The 11,885-nt window shown below is 67.2% G+C and carries 11 protein-coding genes and 1 rRNA gene; all 12 read right to left on the bottom strand.

The genetic code is table 11. The features are described from left to right. Nucleotides 1–2 precede the first annotated feature (2 nt). The 12 genes from xerD to rrf all read right to left on the bottom strand — a co-directional run bounded on the left by xerD (nt 3) and on the right by rrf (nt 11,882). Nucleotides 3–932, bottom strand: a complete 930-nt coding sequence (gene xerD, locus EGT50_RS07400) for a site-specific tyrosine recombinase XerD (protein ID WP_127952091.1) — start codon at nt 930–932, stop codon at nt 3–5. Beyond that, complete coding sequence (locus tag EGT50_RS07405; protein ID WP_127952094.1) at nt 929–1,579, bottom strand: NUDIX domain-containing protein; 651 nt, start codon at nt 1,577–1,579, stop codon at nt 929–931. The genes xerD and EGT50_RS07405 overlap by 4 nt, the downstream gene beginning before the upstream one ends. Before the next feature lie 9 nt (nt 1,580–1,588). Then, the gene (locus tag EGT50_RS07410; protein ID WP_127952096.1) at nt 1,589–3,325 is read right to left on the bottom strand and encodes a CTP synthase; all 1,737 of its coding nucleotides are present in this window, start codon (nt 3,323–3,325) and stop codon (nt 1,589–1,591) included. Nucleotides 3,326–3,473: 148 nt separating this feature from the next. Beyond that, a complete protein-coding gene (locus tag EGT50_RS07415; protein ID WP_127952100.1) occupies nt 3,474–4,418 on the bottom strand; it encodes a copper transporter in 945 nt (314 codons plus the stop codon). Then, nucleotides 4,415–5,599, bottom strand: a complete 1,185-nt coding sequence (gene steA / locus EGT50_RS07420) for a putative cytokinetic ring protein SteA (protein WP_127952338.1) — start codon at nt 5,597–5,599, stop codon at nt 4,415–4,417. Before steA ends, EGT50_RS07415 begins: the two co-directional genes overlap by 4 nt. Nucleotides 5,600–5,702: 103 nt before the next feature. Next, a complete protein-coding gene (gene recN / locus EGT50_RS07425) occupies nt 5,703–7,478 on the bottom strand; it encodes a DNA repair protein RecN (RefSeq protein WP_127952344.1) in 1,776 nt (591 codons plus the stop codon). 2 nt (nt 7,479–7,480) lie between these two features. Beyond that, the gene (locus EGT50_RS07430) at nt 7,481–8,413 is read right to left on the bottom strand and encodes an NAD kinase (RefSeq protein ID WP_127952341.1); all 933 of its coding nucleotides are present in this window, start codon (nt 8,411–8,413) and stop codon (nt 7,481–7,483) included. 20 nt (nt 8,414–8,433) lie between these two features. Further along, nucleotides 8,434–9,264, bottom strand: coding sequence for a TlyA family RNA methyltransferase (locus EGT50_RS07435; protein WP_127952103.1), 831 nt, complete (start codon nt 9,262–9,264; stop codon nt 8,434–8,436). 1 nt (nt 9,265) lies between these two features. Next, entirely contained in the window at nt 9,266–9,499 is a 234-nt protein-coding gene (locus EGT50_RS07440; protein ID WP_127952107.1) for a hypothetical protein, read from the bottom strand. A gap of 65 nt (nt 9,500–9,564) precedes the next feature. Beyond that, entirely contained in the window at nt 9,565–10,587 is a 1,023-nt protein-coding gene (locus tag EGT50_RS07445) for an HAD-IIA family hydrolase (RefSeq protein WP_235870622.1), read from the bottom strand. Further along, the gene (locus EGT50_RS07450) at nt 10,587–11,705 is read right to left on the bottom strand and encodes a hypothetical protein (RefSeq protein ID WP_408014612.1); all 1,119 of its coding nucleotides are present in this window, start codon (nt 11,703–11,705) and stop codon (nt 10,587–10,589) included. Before EGT50_RS07450 ends, EGT50_RS07445 begins: the two co-directional genes overlap by 1 nt. Before the next feature lie 60 nt (nt 11,706–11,765). Then, a 5S ribosomal RNA gene (gene rrf / locus EGT50_RS07455) occupies nt 11,766–11,882 on the bottom strand. Nucleotides 11,883–11,885 lie beyond the last annotated feature (3 nt).

Below are 11,885 nucleotides of genomic sequence, written 5' to 3' on the forward strand. Positions count from 1 at the left end.
CGTCAGCGCGCCCGAGGATGCGCCTGAGACCACACCTCCCGCAGCGCACCCGCGGTGACCATGGTGTACAGCTGAGTCGTCGTCACCGAGGAATGCCCCAACAACTCCTGCACAACGCGTACATCTGCGCCCCCGTCGAGCAGGTGCGTGGCAAACGAATGCCGCAGCGTATGCGGCGACACGCCGGCCGAGAGGCCTGCCTTCTCCGCGGCATCGCGCAAGACCTGCCACGCGCTCTGCCTCGACAGTCGGCCTCCCCGGGCGTTGAGGAACAGCGCCGGCGTCCCCTTCGTCACCAGGCCAGGTCGGCCTCTTACGAGGTAGGCGTCGATTGCTGCAATCGCTGGGCGGCCGACGGGGACCACTCGCTGTTTACCGCCTTTACCTCGCAATAGCACCGAACGGGACTGCGCGTCGACGTCGTCGATGTCGAGGCCGACCGCTTCGGAGATGCGCGCCCCGGTCGAGTACAGAAGTTCGAGCAGTGCCCGGTCGCGGACCGTGCGCGGACTGGCGGATGCACCGTCGCCGCCGGCGGCGTCGAGAATCGACAACACGTCGTCGAGTGGCAGGGACTTCGGCAGTCGCCGCCCCGGGGCCGGGGGCTTCACCGCGCGGGCCACGTCGCCAGTCGTCGCGCCTTCGGCCGCCGCGAACCGGTGCAGCCCGCGGACCGCGATCAGCGCCCGCGCCGCAGAACTGGACGCGAGCGCGACGGTTCCGGACTCCGGGTCCCCGCGTCGCAGCGCCACGACGAACTCGCTGACGTCGCTCTCGGTGACGCCCCGCAAGTCGTCGACACCCCGATCGGCCAGAAACCGGGCATATCGATCCAGGTCACGTCGGTACGAGCTGAGGGTGTTGCCAGCCGCCCCGCGCTCGACCGCCATGTGGTCCAGATAGGTGTCGATCTGACCGCTCAGCGCCGTCATGTGAAATCGCTGTCGGCCCGACCGTGTTTGCGCCGTGCGAACGACTCCGGCCGGTCGACCCATTCGGCGTCCGGCGACCGTAGGGCACCGGGTCGAGCCCGGGCAGCAGCGAGGGCGAGGATCCCGGATACCGCGGTTGCGCTCACGATGTCCCCGCGCAGCGCCATCGCCACCACTTCGTCGAACTGCACCCGGGCGATCTCGAGATCAGCCTCCTCGTCGTGGGCGTCGGGACGACCGACTTCGTACAGACCGGTCGCGAGGAACACCCGAACCGATTCGTCGGTGAAGCCCGGCGAAAGAGCGACGTCGACGAGGACCGACCAGTGGTCGGCCGCGAGTCCGGTCTCCTCCACGAGCTCCCGGCGGGCAGCGTCGAGCGGATCCTCACCCGGCTCGTCGAGCAGCCCGGCCGGCAACTCCCACAACCGTCGGCCGAGTGGATGCCGGTACTGCCGGATGAGCACCAGCCGGTCGGCGTCGTCGAGCGCCGCGATAGCAACAGCGCCGTGGTGCTCGACAACCTCCCGATCCGCTACTCGCCCGCCCGGCATCACCACCCGGTCGATGCGGAGCGCCACGATCGCTCCGCTGTACACATCACGCGACCCGACGGTGTCGAACTCGTGTTGCCCCGGCCGGCCCATCGGTGGCCGCTACCCGACGCTGTCTGCAGTCGTGGTAGCTGTCTCCGCTTCGTTGTCCCTGTCCACCGCGGCCGACGCATGCTCGCCGGCCTTGAATGCCAGTGCTGCGCCGATGAATGCCGAGAACAGCGGGTGCGGGCGGGTCGGACGGCTCTTGAGTTCTGGATGCGCCTGCGTCGCAACGAAGAAGGGATGCTTGTCGGCGGGCAACTCCACGAACTCGACGAGGTGGCCGTCCGGCGAAGTGCCGGAGAACTGCAGCCCGCTCTTGGCGATGCGGTCGCGATAAGCGTTGTTGACCTCGTAGCGATGGCGATGGCGCTCGGAGACCTTCTCGCTACCGTAGGCCCGCGCGATGACCGAGCCCTCTTCCAGCACCGCCGGGTACGCGCCCAGACGCATCGTGCCGCCCAGATCCGCCTCTCCGGCGACCACGTGCTCCTGGTCCGCCATCGTCGAGATCACCGGATGCTGGGTGTCGGGATCGAACTCCTCCGAGTTCGCGTCATCCAGACCCACCGAGCGTGCGGCCTCGATAACCACGGCCTGCAGGCCAAGACACAGGCCGAGTAGCGGGATCCTGTGGGTGCGGGCATAGCGGATCGCACCGAGCTTGCCCTCGATGCCGCGGATGCCGAAACCTCCAGGGATCAGCACCCCGTCGACCTCACCGAGCGCTGCGTGAGCACCAGCTTCGGTAGCGCATTCGTCGGAAGGCACCCATGAGATTTCGACCTTGGAATAGTGCGCGAAGCCGCCGGCACGCAGCGCCTCGGTGACCGACAGGTACGCGTCGGGCAGGTCGACGTACTTGCCGACCAGTGCGACCTTGACGGTCTCGCGCGGGTTGTGGACACGCTCGAGCAGGTCGCCCCACACACTCCAGTCCACGTCGCGGAAGGGCAGCCCCAATTGGCGCACCACGTACGCATCCAGGCCTTCGCTGTGCAGCACCTTCGGGATGTCGTAGATCGAAGGCGCATCCGGGGTGGAAATGCACGCGTCCACGTCGACGTCGCACATCAGCGCGATCTTCGCCTTCAGCGCCTGAGGCACTTCGCGGTCGCAGCGCAGAATCAGCGCGTCGGGCTGGATACCGATGTTGCGGAGCGCGGCCACCGAATGCTGCGTCGGCTTGGTCTTGAGCTCGCCGGACGGACCCAGGTACGGCACCAACGAGACGTGCAGGAAGAAGACGTTCTCCCGGCCCACGTCGTGCCGCACCTGCCGCGCCGCTTCGAGGAACGGCTGCGATTCGATATCGCCTACGGTGCCACCGATCTCGGTGATGACCACGTCGGGAACCTGGCCCTGTGCGTCCGGACCGGCCATCGCGATGACGCGACTCTTGATCTCGTCGGTGATGTGCGGGATCACCTGGACGGTGTCGCCGAGGTACTCGCCGCGCCGCTCCTTGGCGATCACGGCCGAATACACCTGCCCGGTGGTCACGTTGGCGAACGCGTTGAGGTCGCGGTCGAGGAAACGCTCGTAGTGGCCGACGTCGAGGTCGGTTTCGGCGCCGTCTTCGGTGACGAAGACCTCACCGTGCTGGAACGGGTTCATCGTTCCGGGGTCCACATTGAGGTAGGGGTCGAGTTTCTGCATCGTCACACGCAGGCCGCGCGCGGTGAGCAACTCACCGAGGCTGGAAGCGGTCAATCCCTTACCGAGGGAAGAGGCGACACCCCCGCTCACGAAAATGTGCTTGGTGACCCTACGCGAATGGATGCGTGACTGTGGCAAAGGGGGCTCCCGTGACGACTGTGCAGGACTTGGTCTGATTTGAAGCAATTTGGGGGCCTGCCGACCCACGGGACTTCACGGTAACACCTGTCGGCCTCAACCCTGCACGACGCTCCGTGATACCCGCTCGAGATACGTTTCAAACGCACTACGGCTGCTCCGATCCAACGGTGACAGCAGTTGCACCGGGGCCGATCCCGTACCGCCCCGAACCGCCCTCCAACTGCTCCTGGAGGGCGAGAACCGTCGTGATCCTCCCTGATTCAAGGTCCACGTTGTCGACAGTTGTCAACACCGCCGACAATGCGGCGTCAGCACGCGCAACAGCGATCGGACCGTTGCCTTCGGCGGAAGCGCCGTGGCCTGCCAAGACGGTCCCGGCTCCGCGACCGTCGAGTGTGCCCGCGAAGCGCGCGATGACCGCCCCACGATTGCCACTGGTGTTGTCCGGGTCACCACTTCCGGTCAGCACGACCGCGAACTGGGCCGGCTGAACGTTCCCGTCGAAGTCGATGAAACCGCCAGCACGGAGCGTGTCGAGCGCGAGCGCCAGCTCCTCGGGAGTGGTTTGCGGCTGCGCCGTCTGCGGGTCGAGCAGCAGCACCGAGCCCAACAGATCGCCGGCGAGGCTGCCTTGGTCGACCGCACCGGTCCGGAGCTGAACACCAGCCGGGATGATGTTCGTCAACGTCGTGCGCAACTGATCACCATTGGACGCGTTGACGAACGACTTCGTCAGGGAGACCCGTCCCGTGACCGAACCCCCGGCCTGGGTGACTATCCGCTGCAGGCCGTCTAGGTCGCCAGGATCGGCGTCCGGGGTGGAGATGACGATGACCGACCGTTGTGCAAGCGTGTCGCGCACGATCCGCTCGGAGACCGCGGAGTCGAATCCATCTGCCGAAGCGAGCTGCTCGCCGAGGCGATTGTTCGTCTCGTTCAGTCGCTCGATCTCGTTCTGCAGTTGAGCCTTGTCGTCACGCAGACCCGAGAGCATGCTGTTCGACAGCAGCCCGGAGCCGAGAACCACGCCGATCGCGAGAGCGAGGAAGACCGCCGCTATCGAGATGGCGTGTTGGCGCAGCGAAATCACTCGAAGAGGTCCTGAACCCACAGCGCAAAGCTGTTCCACGTATCGATTGCCCAGTCCACCGCATCTCCACCGACGTTCGAGACGGCGAGCGCCACGATCACGGCGGTAAGCGCGGCGAGCACCAAGAGCGCGATCGCGGCACCGGACACCCGGCTGCGATACAGCGTCGCGACCGCCTTGGCGTCCACCAGTTTGGGACCCACCCTCAGCCGGGTGATGAACGCGGCCGGGTTCGTGTCGCGGCGAGCGCTGTCGAAGAACTCGTCGAGCGAGACCTTGCTGCCGACTGTCACGATCAGCGACGCACCGTGGCGATCGGCCAGCAACAGCGCCAGTTCGCTTGCTGACGCCGACGACGGGAAGGTGACGGCACCGACGCCGAGGTCCTGGATGCGGGAGAGTCCCGGGGCGTGACCATCCGAGTCGGCGGGCAACACGACCTCGGCACCACACTTGAGGGTCTCGCTGGTGATGCCGTCCGGATCCCCGACGATCAGATCGGGGCGGTAGCCCGCCTTCGTCAGCGCGTCCGCACCGGTGCCGACTCCGACGAGGATCGGTGAGTACTCCTTGATGAACGGCCTCAGCGCCTTGAGATCCGACTGATGGTCCGGCCCGCCCGCCACGACCACGACATGACGGTCCTCGAGGTTCACTTCGATGTCCGGGACACCGACACCATCGATCAGGAGCGGGCTCTCGGACCGGATGAACTCGATCGCGTTGCCCGAGAACGCCTCCAGGTGGTCAACGAGACCGGTCTTGGCTTCGATCATCCGATCGGAGATCTCAGCCTCGGTCAACTCCGCACCCTCGGCCAGCCTCCGCTCACCTGCGTACACGGCCCCCTCGTGCAGGCGAACCTTCGAACCGTCCTTGATCTCCGTGAAGATCTCGGCGTCAGTGGCGTCGATCAGCACGATTCCGTTTGCGACGAGAACCTCTGGACCGAGATTCGGGTAGCGGCCGGTGATCGACGGCGATGCGTTGACGACCGCGAGCACGCCAGCAGTCACCAGCGCGTCCGCCGTGACTCGATCCAGATCGATCTCGTCGAGAACGACGACGTCCCCGTGCCCTGCACGGCGCAGCAACTTGCCGGTGTCGCGGCCGACCCGAGCGATCCCGCTGATTCCGGGTAGAGGTTCGGTCTTTCGGGAGAGCAGCGCCGGCATCTTCATGGCCTCGATGATCGCCCGTCGCGATCGGATGTTCCGGAAGGCGCGCCGTGTCGGATACCACACACATCACAGCTTCGCCACCGAAAGGGCCTGATTCGCGGCACTATGCGAGCACCGTGCTGCGCTCCTGCCCAGCGATCGACAACAGTTCCTCCGCGTGCGCACGTCCGGTCTCGGTGTCGTCGAGGCCGGCGAGCATGCGGGCCAGCTCGACCACCCGTTCATCCTCTGTCAGGGCGCGGACACCACTGTCGATGCCGCTGCGCTCGTCGTCGACCTTGTCGACGACCAGGTGCGTGTCCGCGAACGCCGCGACCTGAGGCAGGTGAGTGACGACGATGACCTGGTGTGTCCGCGCAAGCCGCGCGAGGCGACGGCCGATCTCGACGGCCGCCCGGCCACCGACTCCGGCATCCACCTCGTCGAACACCATGGTCGCCCCACGATCCGATCCCGCGAGCACCACCTCGAGGGCGAGCATCACGCGGGACAGTTCGCCGCCCGACGCACTCTTGCTGATCGGGAGCGCCGGAGCCCCGCTGTGCGCGGCCAGACGGAACTCCACCTCGTCCACACCAGACGCCCCGGCGTGCACTTCCCGACCATCCACGACGAGCGGAGCCGAGTCGTCGGGACTGACCTCTCGCGGACGCACGGAGACCTCCAGCGCCGCCCGGCCCATCGCCAGCCCGGACAGTTCCGCGCTGACTGCCTTCGCCAGCTTCCCGGCAGCCTTTGCCCGTGCCGCGGACAGCGCGGCAGCAGCTTCGGCGGCGAGCTCTGCCGCCTCGTCCACCCGGGTGGCCAGCGCCGCCAGCGCGTCCGACGAGGTGTCGATCCGTGCAAGCCGTTCCCGGGCGGTGTCGGCCCACTCCAGCACACCGTCGATGTCGGCCGCGTACTTGCGGGTCAGGGTCTTGAGTTCGGCCTGGCGAGTCAGCAACTTGTCGAGCGCACCTGGATCGGTCGGCAACCCCGACAGATACGCGGACAGCTCACCCGCGACGTCGGCGACGACCGCAATGGCTTCGCCTAGTCGTGGGCCGAGACCCGAAAGCGCTTCATCGTCAGAGGATTCGATCCGAGACCGTGCCTCCCCAAGCAGATCCAACGCACCGGTGTCGCCGACAGCTCCATCGTCGACACCGGTGAGCGCCGTCTGAGCGCCCTCCGCGGCAGTGCGCAGCGAGTCGAGGTCGCCGAGCCGACGTACCTCGGACACGATCTCGACGTCCTCGCTCGGCGTCGGCCCGATTCGGTCTATCTCCTCGAGCGCGAATGTCAGCTGATCGGCTTCCTGCGCCAGTTCGCGAGCCCGACCGGTGCGTTCGTTCAGCTCCCGACGGGCCTCGAGCCACTCAGCGCGATACTTGCGGTAGCCGGCAAGCAACGGCCCGATGGTCTTGCCCGCGAACCGGTCCAGGGCGCCGCGCTGCTGGCCCGGACGAAGCAGACGCAGCTGATCATTCTGACCGTGCACGGTGAGCAGCGGGTCGGTGAACTCGGACAGCACGCCCGCGGGGACGCTGCGTCCGCCGAGATGAGCCCGGGAGCGGCCGTCGCCACTGACGGTCCGCACCGCGATGACGCTGCCGTCCTCGTCCCGCTCGGCACCGCACGACTCGAGAAGCCCGGCGACCTCCCGATCAATCTCCGGCGCCGACTGTTCGATCTGGAACCGTCCCTCGACAACGGCACGGGAAGCACCGACGCGGACCCGGCCCGCGTCGGCACGCACCCCGCTCAGCAGATGCAGGCTGGTCACCACCATCGTCTTGCCGGCGCCTGTCTCGCCCGTGAGCACCGTCAGGCCGGAATGGAACTGCACGCACGCCGACGAAATGGCCCCCAGGTTGTCGATCCGAATCTCCGCCAACACCGCTATCGTTTCCTCCCTCGCCATCCCGTCACCGGAAGATCGAACTTGCGCACCATTCGGTCGGCGAAAGGCGCGGAATCGAGTCGCACCCATCTGATCGGGTCCTTGCCCCGGACCACCTCGACGCGACCGCCGGCGGGCAACTCCAGCGTTCGCCTGCCGTCACAGAAGACGAGTCCGTCGTGGCTGTCGGCGACGGTCTCGACCGCGATGACCGAATCCGGGCTCGTGACCAACGGACGAGCGAAGAGTGCGTGCGCATTGCTCGGGATAACCAGCAACGCCTCGAGTTCCGGCCACACCACCGGCCCTCCTGCGGAGAAGGCGTATGCGGTGGACCCGGTCGGGGTCGCGATCAGAACACCGTCACAGCCGAATGCCGAGACCGGACGCCCGTCGACCTCGAGCACGACCTCGAGCACCCCAAGACGTGAGCGGTTCTCGATGCTTGCCTCGTTGAGCGCCCAACCACGCTGCACGACCCGGTCCTCGACCCGCACCAGCACGTCGAGAGTCATTCGATGTTCGATGCGGTATTCGCGCCGAATCACCTGTTCCAAGGCGGCCTCGAGGTGCTCAGCCTCCGTCTCCGCGAGAAACCCGATGCGGCCGAGATTGATGCCGAGCACCGGAACATCGGCTGATTGGGCGAGTTCCGCGGCTCGCAGGAAGCTGCCGTCACCGCCGAGCACGATCACCATCTCGCAATCCGACGCCGCGCCCGGACCTTCGGGCACGACGCTGATCACCGGCTTGTCCGGCCCGTCCAACGGCGACCCGACCCGGGCGACGTCGACCTCGTTCTCCAGCAATCGAAGCGCGATCCCGGCACCGGCGCAGATCGTCGCGACGCGACGCGCGGTCTCTGTGATCTCCGCGCGCCCAGAGTGCGCGACGAGGAGAATCTGACGCTCGGGAATCGCGGATGACGACACGTCGGTCCCTGGAGAATTCGTCACTGGGGACCTTCCTCAACTGCCCGACGGATCAGAGCCTCAACCGAGGTACTCTCCACCGGTTCTGATCTCGGCGGGCCGTCCTTGCGGAGCCACAAGAAGTACTCAACATTGCCGGACGGACCCGGAAGAGGGCTCGCGACGGCTCCGACGGTACGCAGGCCCAGCTCCGCGGCCGTCTCGGCAACCTCCGACACGGCACTCACGCGCAACTGGGGATCCCGCACGACGCCGCCGGATCCGACTCGTTCCTTGCCGACCTCGAACTGGGGCTTGACCATCGGAATCATGTCTGCCCCGTCCTCTGTGCACGCGACCAACGCCGGCAACACCAACTTCAGCGAGATGAACGACAAGTCGGCCACCACCAGATCGACCGGGCCGCCTATCGTGTCGGCGTCGATCGATCGCACGTTGGTCCGGTCGACGACGTGGACCCGATCGTCGGACTGCAAACGCCACACCAGTTGGCCGTACCCGACGTCGACCGCAACCACCTCGCGCGCACCGTTGTGCAGCAGGACGTCAGTGAAGCCGCCTGTGGAAGCGCCCGCGTCCAGACACCTGCGGCCTTCGACCGTCAGTCCGTGGGGCACGAACGCATCGAGCGCGCCGATCAGCTTGTGGGCACCCCGGGAGGCCCACGAGATCTCGTCATCCAGCTCGGTGACGAGCAGTGGAGTACCGGTCTCGATCGCGGTCGCGGGCTTGGTCGCAACGGTGCCCGCGATCAGAACACGGCCCGTGGAGATCAACTCCACCGCCTGCTCGCGTGAGCGCGCAAGCCCCCGCCGCACCAACTCCGAATCGACTCTTGCTCGACGTGCCACCTCAGACCTTGTCCACTGCTGCCAGGGACTCGACGAGAACATCGTGAGCCCGTTCGAGAATCTGTGCCTGCCGGGCCAGGGCTTCGGGGTCGCCGCTGTCGGCGCCGACGCCCTCTGCGCCGACGCTGTCCAACCGGTCGAGCAGGGCGTCGACCCGGCTGTGAACGTCCGCCGGGTCGACACCACCCCCCGATCCGGGTAGGTGTTGGCCTGGAACTGGTACTGACGTGCCCATCGGTGCAAACCTAGCCCATCGACCTGACCACCGGCGACTGCGGCGCGGGACGTTCTGCCGGACCGTCACATATCCCCGAGTAGGAACGGCACTGCGGCGTGTGCGTCATCGTCGGCCGCGCGAACCCTGACGAACTCGGGGTGGCGCCACGCGGCGTCGAGAACGGACAGGAACGCTCCTGAACGATCCGGACGCGGCCCGACGGCACCGGGATTCTCCGACCGTATGACCAGATCGCCAGACACGAATTCGACGCTCCACCCGCGATGACACGCGACTGCCGCATCCTCGGCCGGGCGGTTGAGGGCGTCGAGGGACTCGGCGACGTAGGTCGGGCGATGGAGTGTGTCGGCACGCAGGAGATCCGCCGTGGTGCTCACTCCGGTGAGTACGAGCAAGGAATCCACGCCGACCGCGTTCGCCCCGGCGATGTCGGTGTCGAGACGATCGCCGACGACCAGCGCCCGGTCCGCACCGGAACGGTTCAGCGCATCCTCCATCAATGGGCTCGCCGGCTTTCCGGCGACAACCGGTTCTCGCGCCGTCGCAGTCCGCAGCGCCGCAACCAGCGACCCGTTGCCCAGCACCAGCCCGCGCTCGGTGGGAAGAGTCGTGTCCACATTGGCCGCGACCCACGTGGCACCCGCACGGATCGCCAAGGTGGCTTCAGCGAGGATCGACCAATCCGTGGCCGGCGAATGCCCTTGGACGACGGCCATCGGTGAGTCCTCGAACCGCCGGACCGGCCGCAGGCCGGCGTTCGCCACCTCCGCCGCGAGGGCATCGGTGCCGACGACCAAGACCGCGGCCCCCGGCTCGAGCCGCTCGAACAGAAGGCGCGCCGCCGACTGCGAACTCGTGACGACATCGGTGTCCGCGGCGTCGAATCCGAGTTCACGCAAGTGGTCAGCGACCTGCGCCGGGCTGCGGCTTGCATTGTTGGTGACGTAGAACTGACGCTCAGCCCCCGCGGCCAACGCCTCCCGTGCGCCGGGAATGGCCTCCGGACCTTGATAGACGGTGCCGTCCAGGTCGAGGAGCAGCACGTCGTAACCCGTCCGGAGAGGAGCGGCCACCGCCTCCGTCACTATCCCTCCCCGGTCAGCTCGGCCACCCGCTCCTCAGCATCCGTCTCACCATCGAGGTCGGCTGAAGCGGAGTTGAGGAACCATTCGAGTCCGTCCTTGGTCCGTCCGGCCGCGACCAACGCGTCGGCGTAGGCGTAGAACAGCCGTGCGGCGGCCGATCCCGTGCGCTTGGCATCGAGATCCGGGGTCTGCAGTGTGACGACTGCCTGGTCGAACTGTCCGAGATCCATGCGCGCTCCTGCCACAACCATTCGCAGCTCGCTCGCGTCGTCTCCGGTGAGCTTGCGAGCTTCATCGCTTCGGCCCAGCTCGATCGCCCGCTCAGGACGTCCGAGCCCACGCTCGCAATCCGCCATGACCGACAGGAACCCGGGGCCACCCGACATGCGTCGAGCGGCACGTAGCTCCGACAGAGCTTCCGCCCACTCGCCCGCGTGATAGGCGGTGATACCGGCGGTCTCACGCACAACCGCGATGCGCCCGGCGCGCTGACGCGCCGCCCGAGCATGCGCAAGAGCTAGAGGCGGATCGTCATCTATCAGTCGGCTCGCCATCACCAGGTGACGTGCGACCGCATTCGCATTGTTCTTGTCCAGGCTCAGCAGGTCGCGGCGAACTGCCGAGTCCAGTTCCCCTGCCTCGACGTCGTCGGGAATGTCGGGCTCGTCGCGGCGTGCCTCACGACGCGGCGGACCGCCGGCCCGGTCGCGACCACGTTCCGGACCGGAACTTCCTCTTCCGGTCCGGTCTCGAGGTGCACCACCGGTTCGGCGACGATCGTCACCACCGCGGCTGACGAACTGGCGGCGGTCATCGCCACGACCTTCACCTCGCCGTTCCCGTCGTTCCTCACCGCGTCTGTCGTCGCGCCTGTCGTCACGGCGGTCGTCAGTGCGCCGTTCGTCGCGACCGCGCCACTGGCCCGATCCTCGAGCCTGTCGGCCGCCGCGGTCCTGGCCCCTGGACGCCTGGCGTCGGTCATCCCGCCCACCGGCCTGGCGTCGGTCATCCCTCTGGCCACGACGGTGAACCGGCCGATCGCCACGTTGTCCCTCGGAATCATGGGTGCCGTCTCCGCGGAATTTCCGACGATCACCACTGCTTTCCGACACGGCCATTCCTTTCATGCAAAACACGAAAGGGGACCCACTGTGTCGGGTCCCCTTTCGGCAACGGGTGTTCGGCGGTGTCCTACTCTCCCACACCCTGTCGAGTGCAGTACCATCGGCGCTGGAGGGCTTAGCTTCCGGGTTCGGAATGGGGCCGGGCGTTTCCCCTCCGCTATGGCCGCCGTAACT

It is taken from the genome of Rhodococcus xishaensis, assembly GCF_004011825.1.
GTDB classification, from domain to species: Bacteria; Actinomycetota; Actinomycetes; order Mycobacteriales; family Mycobacteriaceae; genus Prescottella; species Prescottella xishaensis.